Consider the following 19422-nt stretch of genomic DNA (forward strand, 5'->3'; position numbering starts at 1 on the left):
ATTACGACAATGAAAATCAATACTATTAAAACATTGGTATTTGGAGCTGCAGTTCTGTTTTCAGCTTCCGGATGTACTAATGACTTTGACCAATATAATCAGGAAAAGCTGGGAGGCCCTGAAAATTTTTACGCTGACTTTATCGCGGTTGTGAACCCTATGAAATCTATCCAGAGAGGGCTGCAAGCAGATTATCAGTTATATCCTAACCTGAGTGCAGATATGTACAGTGGAATGTTCAGTACCGCAACACCATTTAACGGAGGAGTAAATAACCTTACTTATTCTATGATGGACGGATGGAATAACAGAATTATTGCCAGACAGCAGGATATTTTCAATTATTCAATCATTATCGATAATGCTGCCAAAGGAAACTATCCGGGTGTAGATTTTACGGGAACCCTTGCTGTGAAAAAAATTCTGAAAGTTATTACAGCGGCAAGAGTTTCAGACAGCCATGGTCCTGTAGTTTACAGTAAATATGAAAAACCTAACCCTAACGGAGTTACAGATTTTGATTCTCAACAAGAGGCTTACAACTATTTTATTGCAGATCTTACGGCAGCCATTACAGATTTACAGAAAGTAATTGCAATGACGGCGATACAGAATGTTGAAGATAAGACCTCATTGAAAAGTGCAGATTTAGTGTATGGAGGAAATATGGCTCAATGGGCAAAATTTGCCAATTCACTAAAGCTGAGATTAGCCATGAGAATGAGTTATGCTGATCCTGCAAAATCTAAACAATATGCAGAAGAGGCTTTGGCTTCACCTGCGGGATTAATTACTGACAATGCAGATAATGCTTTGATCAGTGTAGGACAGTCAGAATTGAGCTTCATCATTTACTCATGGGGAGACTGTTTAATAGGTGCACCTTTGATGGCTTATATGAACGGATATAATGACCCGAGACTTTCGGCATATGCAATTCCTGCAAAAGATGCTGATGTTCAGGGTAAATATATAGGAGTACGTCAGGGAATTGATTTATTAAATGGTAAATCTACCTACGGAGCATTCTCGCAACCACAGGCAAAATCTGCCAGCGGAGATTATTTTTCCGGAACTGATGGGAAAATGAAATTATTCACTGCTGCAGAAACATGGTTCCTGAAAGCGGAAGCTGCTTTGAGAGGATACGCAGGAGCAGGAGATATTCAAACCAACTATACTACCGGAGTTCAACAGTCTTTCGGGGAATGGGGGAAAAGTGCTAATGTCGCTGCTTATCTTGCTGATACAACTTCTACAGAAGCTCCTTATGTTGATCCAAAAAATGCAGAAAATAATGTTGCTGTAGGAAATTCTCAGCTAAGTACTATCACTATTGCATGGAATAACGGGGATACCAACGAAAGAAAATTAGAAAGAATTATTACCCAAAAATGGCTTTCCCTTTATCCAAACGGACCGGAAGCATGGGCTGAGCAGAGAAGAACAGGCTACCCGATTCTTTTCAAGGTAAGAAAAAATGACAGCGGCGGAGCGATCAGTACGGAAGCAATGATCAGAAGAATTCCTTTCACTATTGATACCAAAACTTCATTATATAATTACCAGCAGGCTGCACAAATGCTGAACGGACCTGATACCGGAGGCACCAAGCTATGGTGGGATAAGAAATAAAAAATATTCAGAATCACTCATCAATAAAGAGACATCTCAATATCAGATTTTTATTTGATACATTCATTAAGACAGGAGAATAGAGTAGAATCTCCAAAAAAATTATAGTTTCGTTTTTAGTCTGAATGAACTTTTGAGATGTTCTCTTTTATTTAGAATCTTATTTTTAAATATGGGAAAAAACAACTCCGGAACCCGCCGGATCCAGCCAATTCTTTGGATTTCCACATTATACTTTGCAATGGGTGTTCCCTTTGTAACCATTAATGCGGTTTCAGGAATCATGTATAAAGATATGGGTGTTTCGGATTCGCAGATTACATTCTGGACAGCTCTTATCCTATTCTCCTGGACTTTAAAACCCCTTTGGAGTCCGTTTTTGGAGATCTATAAAACAAAAAAGTTCTTTGTTATTTCTACTCAGTTTGCTATAGGAATTCTGTTTGCATTAGTCGCTTTAAGTCTTCCAATGCATGACTTTTTCAAATACAGTATTGCGCTTTTTGCCGTAATAGCATTTTGTGGAGCTACCCATGATGTGGTAGCAGACGGAACATATATTGGTTTTCTTACCAATAAAGAGCAGGCGAAATATATCGGCTGGCAGGGTGCTTTTTACAATCTTGCCAAGATTATCAGCAGTGGTGCATTAGTTTATTTTGCAGGTATTTTAGAAAAAACAAAAGGAGTTACTCATGCCTGGATGATCATTATGGTGATCTATGCATTACTGTTTTTTGTATTAGCGATTTATCACTATTTCATTCTGCCAAAAGAAAACAAAGAAGAAAAGAAAGATGAGAAAACAGCGGGGAATGTTCGTACAGAACTGTTAGAAGTGATTACTTCTTTCTTTACCAAAAAGAAAATTCTATGGTGTATCCTCTTCATCATTCTGTACCGTTTTGCAGAAGGATTTGCGATCAAAATAGCTCCTTTATTTTTTAAAGCTCCAAGAACATCAGGAGGATTAGGATTATCCACTTCTGATATCGGACTTATTTATGGAACCTACGGCTCTGCAGCATTTATCTTAGGATCTGTATTGGCAGGATATTTTATCTCAGCCCGCGGACTGAAAAAATCTTTGATATGGCTATGCTGTGCATTTAATATTCCTTTTGTAGTATATGCACTACTGGCTCATTACCAGCCTTCAGATCTAATGCCTGTGGGAATTGCTGTAGTCGTGGAATATTTTGGCTATGGATTTGGTTTTGTAGGATTGATGCTTTACATGATGCAGCAGATTGCGCCAGGAAAACATAAAACCGCTCATTATGCATTTGCAACAGGAATTATGAATCTTGGAGTAATGATTCCCGGAATGTTCAGTGGGATGATCAGTGACTGGATAGGATACAAAATGTTCTTTATCTGGGTCTTGATTGCTACCATTCCTGCATTTTTAGCCACTTTATTCGTTCCTTTCCCTTATCCGGAAAATCAAAAAGAACAACAAATCAATTAATAATAATTAAAAATAAAAAGTAAAAATACTTTATGACAGCTCAATCAGTAATGATCCCTTGGCAGGATCGCCCGGAAGGTTGCAATGATATCATGTGGAGGTTTTCCGAAAACCCGATCATTAACAGATACGCGATACCAACATCTAACAGTATATTCAACAGTGCAGTAATTCCTTTTGAGGATGGATTTGCAGGAGTATTCCGTTGTGATAACAAGGCAGTACAGATGAATATTTTTGCTGGTTTCAGTAAAGACGGAATCAATTGGGATATTAATCATGACCCTATTGAAATGCAGGCAGGAAATACGGATATGATTGAATCCGATTACAAATATGATCCCCGTGTCACTTTTATAGAAGACCGTTACTGGATTACTTGGTGCAACGGATACAATGGACCTACCATCGGTATTGGATATACTTTTGATTTTAAAGAATTTTTTCAGTGTGAAAATGCATTTCTTCCCTTCAACAGAAACGGAGTGTTGTTCCCTGAAAAAATCAATGGTAAGTATGCCATGTTGAGCCGTCCTAGTGATAACGGACATACACCTTTTGGTGACATTTATATCAGCTATAGCCCTGATATGAAGTACTGGGGAGAACACCGTTGTGTGATGAAAGTAACCCCTTTTGAAGACAGTGCATGGCAGTGTACAAAGATTGGTGGTGGGCCGGTTCCTATCAAAACAGAAGAAGGATGGCTGCTTTTCTATCATGGAGTAATTAATACCTGCAGAGGATTCAGATATTCAATGGGAGCAGCTTTGCTTGATCTTGAAGATCCTACAAAAGTATTGTACAGAACGAAACCTTATCTGTTAGCTCCGGCTGAAGTGTACGAACTGACAGGAGATGTACCGAATGTGGTTTTCCCTTGTGCGGCATTGACTGAAGGAGACAAAGTAACAGTATATTATGGTGCTGCTGATACCGTAGTGGCTATTGCCTTTGGATATATCTCAGAAATCATTGATTTTATGAAAAAGAATTCAATTTAATAAAGTAATATAAAGTTTAGGAAAATAGGTTAATCATCTTAATTTTTCCATTTTCTGGGAATTTTATAATGGTTTTCCTATTTTTAAACAAAAAAATCTCCGATACCTCTCTTATCATGAAAAAAGAACTGCTAATCTGCTTTTTTACCACCCTGATTTCTGTAGCTAATGCCCAGCAAAATAAGAATGATGTTTTATCCTGGGTAGATCCTTTCATAGGCACAGGAGGGCATGGACATACATTTCCGGGGGCAACCACGCCATTCGGGATGATACAGCTGAGCCCGGATCAGAATACAAAAAGTGGCGACTGGGACTGGTGTTCCGGATATCACTACAGCAGTAAAACGATCATGGGATTCAGTCATAACCATTTGAGCGGAACAGGATGGGCAGACCTTGGAGATATTCTGGTAATGCCTACCGTAGGACAGGTAAAAATGGTTCCGGGAACGGAAGAGAATCCTGAAACAGGTTACCGTTCAAAATTCACGCACGATAAAGAAATTGCTTCTCCCGGGTATTATTCCGTAATGCTGGACAGCTATGGAATTAAAGCAGAGCTTACTGCTTCCCCAAGAGTAGGATTTCATAAATATACTTTCCCGAAGAGTAGTGAAGCCAATATCATTATTGATCCCACTAATAAAATCTTCGGAAACATCTACCATACGTTAGTAAGTGTAGAAGGTAATAATAAAATCAAAGGATACTGTTACAGCAACGGCTGGGGAGGTAAACGATTTGCTTACTTCGTGATGGAGTTTTCCAAACCGTTTAAGTCTTATGGCGTGTATGCTGACGGAAAAATCAAAAATGATGAAAAAATTGCCCTTGCTAAGGATGCCAAAGCATTCGTAAGATTTTCAACCGAAGACCAGGAAAGTATTGAAGTAAAAGTATCATTGTCTCCGGTGAGCACAGAAAATGCACAGGAAAACTTCGATACCGAAGCACAAAATATAGACTTCGCAAAAGCGAGAGAAACTGCACAAAAGACATGGAGAGATCTTATTGGCAGATTCCAGGTGACAGGAGGGACAGACAGCCAGAGAAAAATTTTCTACACAGGAGTTTATCATACATTCATTGCCCCAAACCTTTACATGGACGTTAATGGAGACTATGTTGCCGCTCAGGAAAATATGAATACCAAATGGTTTACCAACTACAGTACCTATTCCTATTGGGACGGATTCAGAGCGACTCACCCGCTGTTGACCATTATGGATCAGAAACATACAAAAGAATTCGCCAATTCCTTAATCAGCAGATATACGGATCGTAAAGACCACATGCCGATCTGGGAGCTTTGCGGATATGATAACTTCTGTATGTTGGGGTATCACAGTGCTTCGGTAATCTGGGATGCCATTTCAAAAGGAGTTCCGGGGATTGATGCTGAAAAAGCATTTGCTGCGATGAAAGATGCTTCTTTAACAGATAAAATGAGCAGCAGCGATGGTGGCGGAGGACTTAATGACTATATCAAATTAGGATATACACCATCAGAAAATGGAGCTTCAGTTTCAGCAACGCTGGAATATGCATATGACGACTGGTGTATCCTTCAATTAGCAGAAAAATTAGGAAAAAAAGACGAAGCTGAAGTATACAGAAAACGTTCTATGAACTTCCTGAATACTTTCAATAAAGAAAATAATCACTTCTGGCCAAGACAAAAAGACGGTAAGTTCTTAGCAGATTTTACTCTTAACGACTGGAAAAAATTGCAACCACACTGGGTTTCCGGAAATATCTGGGCCTATGATTTCTTTGTACCGCACCAGATTGATGAAATGATGAATCTGTATGGAGGGAAAAAAGGATTTGAAGAAAAGCTGGATAAAACCTTTACAGAAGCGCTTCATATGGAAGGAGAGCAGCATGTAGATATCTCAGGATTCATCGGATCTCTAGGATTCGGGGATGAACCGGGGCATCATGTTCCCTACCTGTACAATTATGCAGGAAGTCCTTATAAGACTCAGAAAATGGTGAAATATATCCGCGACAATATGTACGCCGCTAAACCTGATGGAATTGTCAATAACGAAGATTGCGGTCAAATGTCAGCATGGTATATTTTCTCATCATTAGGATTCTATCCTGTGACACCGGGGAAACCTGTTTATGCCATCGGAGCACCACAATTCCCGAAAGCATCATTAAAATTAGAAAATGGAAAAACGTTCACCGTAATTGCAGACAAAATATCTGACAAGAATATCTATGTACAGAAAATGTTCCTGAACGGAAAAGAATACAAAAGCTGGGAGCTTAACCACAGCGATATTATGAACGGAGGTGAGCTGAGATTTGTAATGGGAAGTAAACCGGTAAAATAAGACTAATAAAAATAAACGAAACAAAAGTATCAATGGAAAGGAGAAATTTTATTAAAACAAGTGCACTGGCCGGAGCCGGATTGCTGTTCACTCAGAATGTTTTTGCTAAAAATTTAGTATTGGACGATTTTCCTGTTGTCCGTGTTCCTAAAGAAAAAAGACATTTTACCAGCGAATCCGTAGAAAATGCTATTGCAGCGTTTAAAAAGAAAGTGAAAAACAAAGAGCTAAGCTGGCTTTTTGAAAACAGCTTTCCCAATACATTAGATACTACTGTTTTCTATAATGAAACCAACGGAACGCCTGATACATACGTAATCACAGGAGATATCGATGCCATGTGGCTTCGTGACAGTTCTGCACAGGTTTTCCCTTATCTGCAGTTTTCGAAAAAAGATGAAAAACTGCACAAACTGATCTCAGGAGTAATCCACAAGCAGACCACATTCATCCTGAAAGATCCTTACGCGAATGCTTTCTACAACGATGATCAGAAGATCAGCAAATGGAAAGAATACGACCATACCGATATGAAGCCGGGAACCCATGAAAGAAAATGGGAAATTGACTCGCTTTGCTATCCAATCCGTCTGGCCTACCACTTCTGGAAAACAACAGGAGATACAAAACCTTTTGATGCCAACTGGCTGAAAGGAATTAAACTTACCCTGCAGACCTTTACAGAACAGCAGAGAAAACATGATCTTGGACCTTACAAATTCGAGCGTACAACAGCCTGGGCAACAGATGGGGTACCGATGGGAGGATATGGTTATCCGACAAAACCTGTAGGATTGATCAGCTCTATGTTCCGTCCAAGTGATGATGCTACCATTTATGGATTCCTGATTCCTTCCAACTTATTTGCTGTGGTAAGCTTACGTCAGGCTGCGGAAATGGTTTCTCAGATTAAAAATGAAAAAACGTTGGCTCAACAACTGAACAGTCTTGCTGATGAGGTAGATGCAGCCATCAAAAAATACGGAATTTACAATCATCCTGAATTTGGAAAAATATACGCTTTTGAAGTGAATGGCTTCGGAAGTTACAACCTGATGGATGATGCGAACTGCCCAAGCTTGCTGGGACTGCCTTATCTGGATGCGGTGAAAGCTGATGACCCTGTTTATTTGAATACAAGAAAATTTGTGTGGTCAGAAAACAATCCGTTCTTCTTCAAAGGTAAGCTGGCAGAGGGAATAGGAGGTCCACATATCGGACTTGACATGATCTGGCCAATGAGTATCATAATGAAGGCACTCACTACTAAAGACAAAAGTGAGATCAGATGGTGTATAGATACCTTACAGAAAACGCACGGAGGAACAGGCTTTATGCATGAATCCTTCCATAAAGACGATGCCAAAAAGTTCACCAGAGAATGGTTTGCATGGGCAAATACCTTGTTTGGAGAACTGTTATGGAAAACCTTTAACGAAAACCCTGAGCTACTGACATAGCCCTCCCTTTTATATGGTGTATTCATCTGAGATTCCTTCCCCAAAAAGAAGGAGTCAGGGGAATGCTATATAAAATTCAGACACCAAAACACCTTAAAAAAATTATACAATGAAAAAAAAATCCATCTTTACCGCACTGATTGCCATGATGCTTCAGTCAGGTTCTCTGATTAACGCCCAACAGCTTAGTCCTACAGGAATATGCTATGTGGAAGTGAATAACAACAACATCCTGAATGCAGGATCGTACAAACTGCAGACATCGAACAGCTACCTGTTCAATGTGGTCAATATTTTTGCGGCTAACATTAATTATGATACCAGCCGTGGAAGAGCTTATTTGTATTCCAATAACAACGTTACGAAAGTTCTTACCAATGCAGATACCTACATAAAACCACTCCAGCAAAAAGGAATGAAAGTAGTGTTGACGATTTTGGGAAATCACCAGGGTGCCGGAATCTGTAATTTTCCTACCCGTGAGGCGGCAAAAGACTTTGCATTACAGCTTGCCAATACAGTGAATACTTACGGTCTTGATGGGATTGATTTTGATGATGAATATTCAGAATATGGAAATAACGGAACTGGGCAGCCTAATGACAGCTCTTTTGTAATGTTGGTTCAGGAGCTCAGAGCCTTATTACCGAATAAAATTATTTCATTCTATTATTATGGACCTGCAGCTTCAAGGCTTTCCTGGAACGGAGCCAGAGTAGGAGACAATGTCAACTACAGCTGGAATGCGATGTACGGAACATTCTCAGCTCCAAATGTACCACCTCTTACCAAAGCGCAAATTTCTCCTGCGGCGGTATGGATGGGAAATACTTCCAATTCTACAACCACCAGCCTGGCTACCCAGACTAAAAATGGAGGCTATGGAGTATTTATGTGGTATGATTTGCACGGAACCAATGAAGCAACACAGCTTTCAGCAGGAACTCAGACATTATACGGAGAGCAGACTGTTTTAAGCACTCCTTTACAATCATGGACACAAGGAACCAATTGTGATGCACCTATCGGGTTGTATACAAGCAATCTTACAGGAACAAGCGCAAAACTAAACTGGTCAGCCGTAGGAGCCAATACTTATGATATTGATTATAAACCAGCATCTTCAACAACCTGGACGAATGCGGTGTCAGCAACAAGTTCCACTTCCGTAACTGTTTCCGGATTAACAGCCAATACCGAATATGACTGGAGAATCAGAACGAACTGCAGTGTGAAAAGCGCTTATATGTTTGCTCCAAGATTTACAAGCTCTTCAGGAACAACGCCTACAGGTTCTTACGCTCTGTCTCTGGATGGAAGCACGGAATCAGGAGCTGCGGGAAGTATGAATCTAAGCGGTTCTGCATTATCTTTTGAAGGATGGATCAAGCCTTCATCGTTCAAATCAGCATCTCCATATATTTCTTCGATCATGGGAACGGAGATAAGTGACAGCAATTCTGCATTCTTAAGATTAGGAGATGCAGGTCTGGCAAATAATAAACTGCAGTTTGTCGTAAGTATTAATAATGTACAACAAAAACTGGCTTCTGCAACTGCTCTGAATGCCAATACCTGGTATCACGTGGCAGCTACTTATGACGGTAGCAATATGAAATTGTATATCAACGGAGTTCTGGATGCAACTAAAGCACAGACCGGAAGCGTGAATTCAAACGGAGCGTTCAACGTTGGATATTTATATAACACTTCCAGAAATTTTAATGGTAAAGTAGATGAGGTAAGAGTTTGGAAACGTGCATTGAGCCAGACAGAAATCAGTCAGAATATGTGTAATGTAACAGTTCCGGCTACTTCACTGGCTGCCTACTGGAAATTTAACGAAGGCAGCGGTTCTACGGTTCAGGATATTTCCGGAAACGGAGTGACTTTAACATTAACAGGTGTTGATGCTTCTAATTGGGGAACAGATCTACCATGTACAACAGGAAGTTCTCTCTTGGCAAGAACGGGTACCAATCAAAAGGCAATAAATGCAGGGCAGATAAGCGTTAAAAATCAAATAAAATTATATCCTAATCCGGTAAGCAAATCTTCATCACTTACAGTCTCTGTTCCTGATGAATACAGCAAAGGAAAATTAACGGTTTATGATTTTAACGGAAGAATTGTAGACACAAAATCCCTGAACTCAGGAGACAATCAATACGAATTGAGCAGAATTTCTGCAGGAAACTATATCCTTCAGTTTGAATCTCATGATGGAAGCTTAAAACAATCCGAAAAACTAATTGTAAAATAATAACCTCAGTCATTGGGCCGAAGCCCAATGACTTTTCTACTACAAAATTGATATACTATGAGAAAAAAATCCTTTTTTATTCCCCTGATGGCCTTAATGCTTCAGTCGGCCTCATTACTCAAAGCACAGCAGCTTGATCCTTTAGGTGTCTGCTATGTGGAAGTAAATAACAATAATCCGCTGAACGCAGGTTCCTATACTTTGCAGAATACAAACAGACAGCTTTTTGATGTGGCTATTATTTTTGCAGCGAATATCAACTATGATGTTTCCAAAAACCGTGCTTATATCTCAAACAATAACAATGTTACCAAAGTCCTTAATGATGTCAATACCTATGTAAAACCTTTACAGCAAAAAGGGATAAAAGTATTGCTTGATCTTTTAGGAAATCACCAGGGAGCAGGAATTTCTAATTTTCCTAACCGTGAAGCAGCAAAAGATTTCGCTTTGCAGGTGGCTCATACCGTTTATACTTATGGCTTAGACGGAGTAGATCTGGATGATGAATATGCAGGGTACGGAAATAACGGAACAGGGCAGCCAAACAACAGTTCTTTCGTAATGCTTTTGCAGGAATTGAAAGCTGCAATGCCGGATAAACTGATTACATTCTATTATTACGGTCCTGCTACGACAAGACAAACTTATAATGGAGATTTAGCAGGAAATTATATCAATTATACATGGAATGCGATGTATAGTACATACAATGCACCTGTTGTTCCGCCTCTTGATAAATCTAAAATTTCTGCTGCTGCAACATGGATCCAAAATTCGAATCCAAGTTCTACGTCAGCAACTACACTGGCAAACTTAGCAACCAGTACAAAGAATGACCAATATGGTGTATTCATGTGGTATGACCTGGGAGGAACCAATGTAGCCAGCTATTTGAGTACAGGTTCCAATATTCTTTACAACGAAAATACGCTCTTAAGCGGTCAATTATATTCATGGTCTCAGGGACAAACCTGTGATCCGCCATTGGGACTTGATGTTTCCAATGTAACAGGAACTTCAGCAAAACTGAACTGGACTTCCAACGCTTCCCAGTCTTATAACATTGACTACAAACCGGCCAACTCTACAGTATGGACAAACGTGGCTAATAATTATTCAGGAAATAATATTGTCATCAATAACCTTACCCTGAATACAAATTACGATTGGAGAATACAATCCAACTGCTCACCGACATTAACAAGTACTTATATTTTTGCACCAAGGTTTAACTCCGGAAGTGGCTGCACTACGCCATCAGGATTAACTTCCGGAAGTTTCCTTGGTAATACTGCTCAGCTATCATGGGATGCAGGAAATGCAACTTCATATACATTACAATACAAAACAGCAGCAGCTACAACATGGTCTGAAATTCCGAATATTACAACCAATTCTTACGCACTTCAAAATCTTACCCCAAATACAAGCTATGTGTGGAAAGTACAGGCAGGGTGTGCCGGAGGAACTACAAGTACCTATTCAGGAGAAGGATCATTCAACAGCGGTTTTGCCCCTGTTACAAGTCCGGGAGCGAGGTCACTTTCCTTTAATGGAAGTACTCACTATCTGAATGCAGGACAATTTAACCTGAGCGGAAACGCCATGACATTTGAAGGGTGGGTAAAAGTAAATGCTTTCAAAACAGGATTCCCTTATATTTCATCAGTAATGGGAGTGGAAGTAGGAGATAATAACTCGGCAATGCTTAGATTCGGTGATGGAAACCTGGCAAATAACAAACTTCAGTTTATCCTGAGCTTCGGTTCATCACAGGTGAAGCTTAACACGAATACGGCATTCAATACCAATACATGGTATCATATAGCAGCCACTTATGATGGGGCAGCAATGAAAATTTATGTCAATGGTAACCTTGATGCCAGCTTTGCAGTAACGGGTAACTTTACCGCAAACGGAATCCTTTATCTGGGAAGAAATTATGACAATTCCCGTACAATCAACGGCTTCCTGGATGAATTCAGAGTTTGGAAAAAAGCATTAACACCACAGGAAATTCTGAGCAACAGCTGTAATGTTCCTGCCAACTCCACAGGTCTTGAAGCCAATTGGAAAATGGATGAAGGAAGTGGTTTAGGCGCATTAGATGCTACAACAAATACCCATTTTGCGACCCTGATCAATATGACAGATGCGAACTGGAGAACAGATGTTGCCTGTGCTTCATCTCTTGCCGTGAAAGATATTGAATCTGTAAAAGAGAACAACGCCGCTTATCCGAATCCGGTTAAAAGAGGAAATGACATTCATTTTGCTATTAGTGATAATTCGGCAACTGAAGTGGCATTGTATGACGCATCAGGAAAATTATTCAAAAAACAGAGTATTAATCAAAATAATAATGCAGTGAATACACAGGATTTAATCAGTGGTACTTATATTTACAAGATTACATCCTCAAACAATAAAGTATTATCAACTGGTAAAATTATCGTGAAGTAAAAATTCAGATAATGATATAATTATCAGGATTATAAATATAAAGTCTGAAATACAAAGCAGACAGACAGGGGGCATACTTCTGTTTGTCTGTTTTTTCAGTCACAGGGATGTCTTGAATTTAAAATAAAAAAATAATGCAGAATATTGTAGGAATAGATATCGGAGGGTCGCACATCACATTGGCTCAGGTAGATCCGGAAAAACGTGAAATCATTTCTTCTACCTATGTAAGAGAACATGTAGATGCTTTCGAAAATAAAGAAGTTATTTTCACTGCCTGGGTTTCCGCCATTCATAAAGTGGCTCATGATCTGGTAAAAGAAAATCTTCTCATTGGTATCGCAATGCCGGGACCTTTCGATTATGAAAATGGAATATCGCTGATGCAGCAGGGGAAATTTATAGATATCTATCAGGTGAATATTAAAGAAGAACTGGCAAAAAGACTTTCCATTTCTCAGGAGCAGATTCATTTTGTAAATGATGCTGCAGCATTCATAGAAGGAGAAGTGTTCGGAGGATGTGCTCAGGGATTCAAAAGTGCTTTTGGAGTGACACTCGGTACAGGGCTGGGAACTACCTTCTTCAACGGAGAATTTGCAACGGATGAAGATCTATGGGATTCTCCCTTCAGAAACTCTATCTGTGAAGATTATCTGGCAACACGCTGGTTTGTGAATCATTATAAAGAACTGACAGGAGAGGAAATCTCCGGAACCAAAGATTTGCTGGATAAACCCATAGAAATACAGAACAGAATGTTTGATGAATACGCAGATTCTTTTTCAGAATTTATTATCAGATATGTAGATTATTACAAACCGGAAGTTTTAGTTATAGGAGGAAATATTGCCAAAGCTTATCCTCATTTCGAGCAAAGATTTATTCAGAATTTAACAAAGAATAATATTAACTTGCAGGTTAAAATTTCTGCTATATTTGAAGATGCGGCCATTCTTGGAGCTGCCAGCTATGCATTAAAAAAGCTTATATAAATTAACAAACGAAACGATACAATGAAGTTTATATTTTCTACTTGCTTCCTGTTATTACAGGCCTGGGCTTTAGGTCAGAATGTATCTCCCGTAGATTATGTGAATCCTTTAATGGGAACACAATCCAAACCCTCTTTATCCAATGGAAATACCTATCCGGCCGTCGGACTTCCATGGGGAATGAATATCTGGACTCCCCAGACCGGTAAGATGGGTGACGGATGGGCATATACCTACGATGCAGATAAAATAAAAGGATTTAAACAAACGCACCAACCCTCTCCATGGATGAATGATTATGGCGCATTTGCCATCATGCCGGGAGTGGGAAAAGTAAAATTTAAAGAAGACGAAAGAGCAAGTTGGTTCAGTCACAAAGCTGAGGTTACTACGCCTTACTTTTATAGTGTTTATCTGGCAGATATCAATGTTACTACAGAATTTACCCCTACGGAAAGAGCCTCTTATTTTAAATTTGATTTTCCCAAAACAGACAGCGCTTACGTAGTTGTTGATGCATTAAACAAAGGATCTTATATCAAGATTTTACCGAAGGAAAGAAAAATCCTGGGTTATACAACGAGGTATTCTACCGGGAAATATGAGAATTTTAAAAACTACTTTGTCATTCAGTTTGATAAAGATTTTGAACTGACGAAAACATGGAAAGATGATAAGCTGGTTAATGATCAGTTGGAAATTACCAGTGATCATACAGGAGCTGTAGTAGGGTTTAAGCTTAAAAATAAAGAAACGGTTTATGCAAAAGTAGCCTCTTCATTCATCAGTTTTGAGCAGGCAGAACTGAATCTTAAAAGAGAAATCGGAACCAGAAATTTTGAACAGGTAAAAACCGATGCTAAAAATATCTGGAACAAAACATTAGGAAAGATTGAGGTAAAAGGAGGAACAGACCAGCAGATGAGAACTTTTTATTCCTCTTTATACAGAACTTTATTCTTCCCGCAAAAATTATATGAAATAGATGCTCAGAACAAAATAAAACACTGGAGCCCTTACAATGGTAAAATTGTTGACGGTAGAATGTTTGCAGGAACAGGATTTTGGGATACTTTCCGGGCTTTGTATCCTTTCCTGAACCTTGTTTATCCAAGTATCAATGTAGAAATGCAGGAAGGATTAGCAAATGCTTACAAAGAAGGAGGATTTTTACCAGAATGGAGCAGTCCGGGATATTCTGATATTATGATTGGAAATAATTCCGCATCTGTAGTGGCAGATGCCTACATCAAAGGACTTCGTGGATATGATACGGAAGCGCTTTGGCAGGCTGTAAAACACGGTGCGAATCATGAAGGCCCAATAGAAGCTGTAGGCCGTGCCGGAGTGGAATATTACAATACGTTAGGCTATGTCCCTTACGATGTGAAAATTAACGAAAATGCAGCAAGAACACTGGAGTATGCTTATGATGACTTTTCAATCTATCAGCTAGGAAAAGCCTTGGGAAAACCAGCTTCTGAAATTGATATTTATAAGAAAAGAGCCTACAATTACAAAAATGTATTTGACAAAGAAACCGGATTGATGCGTGGTAAAAACAAGGATGGAAACTTCCAGAAACCTTTCAATCCTTTCAAATGGGGCGATGCATTTACTGAAGGAAACAGCTGGCATTACACATGGTCTGTTTTCCAGGACATTGATGGTCTGTCTGAATTGATGGGTGGAAAAAAGAAATTTGAAGCCAAATTGGATGAAGTATTCTCATTGCCACCGGTTTTTGATGACAGTTATTATGGAGGCGTAATTCACGAAATCAGAGAAATGCAGATCATGAATATGGGGCAGTATGCTCACGGAAATCAGCCTATCCAGCATATGATTTATCTGTACAATTATGCAGGAGCTCCTTATAAAACTCAATATTGGGCAAGACAGGTGATGAATAAACTGTATCATGCTACCCCTGACGGATATTGCGGAGACGAAGATAACGGGCAGACTTCTGCGTGGTATATTTTCTCGGCCCTTGGGTTTTATCCTGTAACACCGGCAACAGATCAGTATGTATTGGGAGCACCATTATTTAAAGAAGCTACCATCCATCTTGAAAATGGTAAGAAAATTGAAGTAAAAGCTCCGGAAAATAATGCGGAGAATTTATATGTAAAATCATTGAATGTCAATCAGCAGCCTTATTCCAAAAACTGGTTAAGCCATAAAGAACTGATGAAAGGAGCTGTTCTGGATTTTAAAATGGATAGTAAGCCTAACAAAGAAAGAGGCTCACAGGAAAAAGATTTTCCCTATTCAATGTCAAAAGAAGAATCAAATAAATAATTTTAATTTAGAAATAGAAGCTGTATGAGTACAGAAAAAAAAGAAATATTCGATAGAGTAGAGCGTATGCTGCAGACACAAGGATTTACCATCGCAGCAAAAGATGATACAAGACCATGGGGCGGATTCTTTGTGATTGATGAAACACAGGCACAGGATTTTGCGAATCAGTATTTTGATGGGATTGATGTAGACAACCTTAGAATAGGAGGGAAGCTAAGCCCAAAAATTCTTATCGTAGCTCCTGAAACAAGATTAAGCTGGCAGTATCACCACAGAAGAGCAGAAATCTGGCAGGTGGTGGAAGGAACCGTTGGTATCAAAAGAAGCAACACTGATGAAGAAGGAGAATTGGGAGAATATGGTCCGAAAGATCAGGTAAAACTTCAACAAGGAGAAAGACACAGATTGATTGGTCTTGCAGGCTGGGGAATTGTAGCCGAAATCTGGCAGCATACCGATGCATCCAATCCTTCAGACGAAGATGATATCGTAAGAGTACAGGATGACTTTGGAAGATAAATAATAAAAAAATCCGCTTCATTGAAGCGGATTTTTTTATTGAGTCAGGAAGCTTGAGGCTGGAAGAAGGAAGTTACTGAAAGCTTTCAGAATCTCTAAATATCATTATTAAAACAATCTGTGAAATTTTATTTAGAGTATACCGGTAATTTATCGCAAATAAGAGTTCCATCGACTAATATAACTCCCAGCTTCATTCTTCCAGTTTCCAGCCTTTAAAACGTCACATCCAGTCCTACATAGAAGTTTGCCTTCATAATTGGAGCGTATACCATTCCTCCGTCAAAATAATTTCCGAAAGGATTTTTAAAATCAACAATCGCATTTTTCTGATAATAAGAAGTCAGGTTTTCACCTCCTACGTAAGCTCTGATCTTTTTATTGAAATTTTTTGAAATCTGAGCATTCAGAACGGCATAAGATTCAGAATAGGTTGCTAACTGAAACTCTGCCGGATTACTTGATGTATCAGGAAGTCTCTGTTTTCCAACCCAGTTTAAAGTCGTATCAAAGCTCCAGAATCCTCCTTTATCATTCTTATTGGTTGAATAGGCTAAATTCACAAAACCTCTGTGTTTTGCCATAAAAGGAACTTCTCTTCTTCCACCGATATAATCAGCCTGCACATCATAATACTTATAAGCAAGTCTTACATCAAAGTTTTTGAAAGGAGTGAAATCCCACTGAGTCTGGAATGAATTTGCAAATGATTTTCCTTCCAGATTATAGAATGTCAGCTGCTGTGGAGATTTGTCTAAATCTACCAATACCTGATCCTGAAAATCTGTTCTGAAGAAGTCGGCAACAATGCTGGATTTTCTTCCGAATAATTTGAATTCCTGTTGTAAGCTTACACCATAGTTCCATGCAATTTCAGGTTTTAAGCCATAAATATTTCCTCCGTTGGGTAAAATATTAATCGCTCTGTTTGATGCAAAATACTGCTGGCTTTCCGCAAATACATTGGCTGTTCTGAACCCTCTTCCTGCAGAAAGTCTTACAATAGTCTGAGGGGTAAAATCATACTTGAAATTAAGCCTTGGCGTAAACTGAGTCCCTGCCAGATTATGAAAATCTACTCTGGAACCTGCTACTAAAGTATATTTTAACCCTGTTAAAGTATACTCAGCAAAAATTCCCGGTACAATTTCATTTCTTCTCATATCATCTATCAAATAGGTTTCTTTATAACCGTCATATAAGAAACTTGCTCCTGCTTTATACTTATGATTGGTATTTCCGATGATACTTTCAAAAATTAGATTGGAGTAATAGGTGTGCTGCTGCCCCGCATAATTTCTCAATCCGAAGAAACTATCCTGCTGATGATAAACGTACTGGTTCATCCAGCCGATACTTTGATAAGGTTTTCCTTTAAAAACATATCCTGTTTTATTCCACACCTGAAATCTTGAGATGTCAATTCCTACCCCATAAAAAGGTTGTTTGTCCTGCGCTAATTTTTTATCAAAACCAACCTGTCCTGCTGTTCTTTCATCTCGGATAAAATTAATTCCGAAGTGAGACCCGAATCCTGATTTTTCAAGGTCATTATAATTCAGCAAATAAGCGGCATTGATCTGTGTTCCTTTCGGTCTGTCCAGGAAACCATCATGATTCATATCCGTATTCCCGAAAGTTCCGTTTCCGTGAAGAAGGAAAGTCTGAGACCATTTATCGTTGATAGGAGAAACATTGGTAATATTTACTTCAGCTCTTCCATTGAAATCGGAGAAAAGATTTAGTGAAGTTTCCGGAGTTTTTGCATTCTTTAAAAGTTCAGTATTAATCTGTCCTGTGATGCTTTCATAACCATTCGTTACAGTGCTTCCTCCCTTAGTAAGCTGGATACTTTCAATCCACCTTCCCGGAATAAAATTTAAACCATAGGCAGAAGCCAGACCCCTGATTTCAGGTAACTGTTCTTTCGTTAAGCTGGTATATTTCTGATCCAGACCAAGCATTTTCAGTTGTTTTGTTCCCGTAACGGCATTGCTGAAAGAAACATCCACAGTTGCGTTGGTTTCAAAACTTTCAGACAGATTACAACAAGCTGCCTTTAACAACTCTTTTTTATCAATATTAAAAACAAGTCCTGCTTCTTTCTTGCTTAAAGCCGTCGCTGCCTTGGAACCTGTTACTACAACTCCGTCAATGCTTTTTTCATGCTGAGAGTGATCTTCTTTCGTTGATGAAGCCTCATTGTCTTTATGATCTTCATGTTTGGTTTCTTCTTCATAATGTACCTTTGGATTCGGTTCACCAAAAGTAAACTCCCTGTCATACAGGCAACATCCCGGAAGTCCATTATAAACAGCATCTGAAGCTTTGTATTTTTCATTGTCATGACCAGCATCAGCAATTGCTTTTAAAATTTTATCTGATGAGGTTTTTGAAGGGTCAAAATTCAGTGTAACCGTTTGTTTCTCTGCATTCCATTCTGCAGCATTGGCACCGGCATCTTTTGACGCTTTTTCTATTCTGGCTTTACATGAAGCACAGTTTCCTCTTACGTAGAACTCATTTTCTTTTTTTGTAGAAGCCGTAGTGCTTGTAGGGTGCTCATGATGAGACTCTGCCTGCGATGGCTGAAGATCTCTGTCATAATGACAACACCCCGGAAGCCCTTCATAGGTTGTGTCAGATGCTTTGAATTTTTCATTATCATGACCTGCTTCAGCTACTTTTTTCAGAATATCATCCGTGGATACTTTATCTGTCTCTAACGTCAGTGTCTGAAGATCGATAGAGTAAACTGCTGTTTTTGCGCCTGCTTTTTTAGCTGCACTTTCAATTCTTGTTTGGCACATTTCACAGTTTCCCTTTACCTTGAACTGGGTTTTTGAAAGTGTCTGAGCAGATATAAATTGTGTAAATAGGAATAATGCACCAAGTATAAACCTGGAAATAGGTAATTTCATTTTGTTTAAAAGTTTAAATTAATTAAAAAACAG

General features: G+C 39.0%; 11 protein-coding genes. 10 read left to right on the forward strand and 1 reads right to left on the reverse strand.

Going from position 1 to position 19422, the window contains the following annotated elements; genetic code table 11:
• Positions 1 to 9: 9 nt before the first annotated feature.
• The 10 genes from CQ022_RS15095 (at position 10) to CQ022_RS15140 (ending at position 16468) form a co-directional block, all read left to right on the forward strand.
• Positions 10 to 1635 carry a SusD/RagB family nutrient-binding outer membrane lipoprotein gene (locus tag CQ022_RS15095; RefSeq protein ID WP_105683161.1) on the forward strand — a complete coding sequence of 542 codons (1626 nt, stop codon included), beginning with the start codon at positions 10 to 12 and terminating at the stop codon, positions 1633 to 1635.
• A gap of 172 nt (positions 1636 to 1807) precedes the next feature.
• Positions 1808 to 3106 carry an MFS transporter gene (locus CQ022_RS15100; RefSeq protein ID WP_105683162.1) on the forward strand — a complete coding sequence of 433 codons (1299 nt, stop codon included), beginning with the start codon at positions 1808 to 1810 and terminating at the stop codon, positions 3104 to 3106.
• 32 nt (positions 3107 to 3138) lie between these two features.
• The gene (locus CQ022_RS15105) at positions 3139 to 4110 is read left to right on the forward strand and encodes a glycoside hydrolase family 130 protein (protein WP_105683163.1); all 972 of its coding nucleotides are present in this window, start codon (positions 3139 to 3141) and stop codon (positions 4108 to 4110) included.
• 116 nt (positions 4111 to 4226) lie between these two features.
• Complete coding sequence (locus tag CQ022_RS15110) at positions 4227 to 6458, forward strand: GH92 family glycosyl hydrolase (RefSeq protein WP_105683414.1); 2232 nt, start codon at positions 4227 to 4229, stop codon at positions 6456 to 6458.
• A gap of 32 nt (positions 6459 to 6490) precedes the next feature.
• Entirely contained in the window at positions 6491 to 7918 is a 1428-nt protein-coding gene (locus CQ022_RS15115; RefSeq protein ID WP_105683164.1) for a glycoside hydrolase family 125 protein, read from the forward strand.
• A 109-nt stretch (positions 7919 to 8027) separates the two neighbouring features.
• A complete protein-coding gene (locus CQ022_RS15120) occupies positions 8028 to 10181 on the forward strand; it encodes an endo-beta-N-acetylglucosaminidase H (RefSeq protein ID WP_105683165.1) in 2154 nt (717 codons plus the stop codon).
• Positions 10182 to 10238: 57 nt separating this feature from the next.
• Complete coding sequence (locus tag CQ022_RS15125) at positions 10239 to 12647, forward strand: endo-beta-N-acetylglucosaminidase H (protein ID WP_105683166.1); 2409 nt, start codon at positions 10239 to 10241, stop codon at positions 12645 to 12647.
• A gap of 134 nt (positions 12648 to 12781) precedes the next feature.
• Positions 12782 to 13642: an ROK family protein gene (locus tag CQ022_RS15130; RefSeq protein WP_105683167.1), complete on the forward strand. Its 861-nt coding sequence runs from the start codon at positions 12782 to 12784 to the stop codon at positions 13640 to 13642.
• Positions 13643 to 13663: 21 nt separating this feature from the next.
• Positions 13664 to 15946, forward strand: a complete 2283-nt coding sequence (locus CQ022_RS15135; protein ID WP_105683168.1) for a GH92 family glycosyl hydrolase — start codon at positions 13664 to 13666, stop codon at positions 15944 to 15946.
• A gap of 24 nt (positions 15947 to 15970) precedes the next feature.
• Positions 15971 to 16468, forward strand: a complete 498-nt coding sequence (locus CQ022_RS15140; RefSeq protein WP_105683169.1) for a phosphoheptose isomerase — start codon at positions 15971 to 15973, stop codon at positions 16466 to 16468.
• A gap of 215 nt (positions 16469 to 16683) precedes the next feature.
• Here CQ022_RS15140 and CQ022_RS15145 read toward each other — a convergent pair whose 3' ends face one another.
• A complete protein-coding gene (locus CQ022_RS15145) occupies positions 16684 to 19389 on the reverse strand; it encodes a TonB-dependent receptor domain-containing protein (RefSeq protein ID WP_105683170.1) in 2706 nt (901 codons plus the stop codon).
• Positions 19390 to 19422 lie beyond the last annotated feature (33 nt).

The sequence above is a fragment of the Chryseobacterium culicis genome (genome assembly GCF_002979755.1).
Classification (GTDB): Bacteria; Bacteroidota; Bacteroidia; order Flavobacteriales; family Weeksellaceae; genus Chryseobacterium; species Chryseobacterium culicis_A.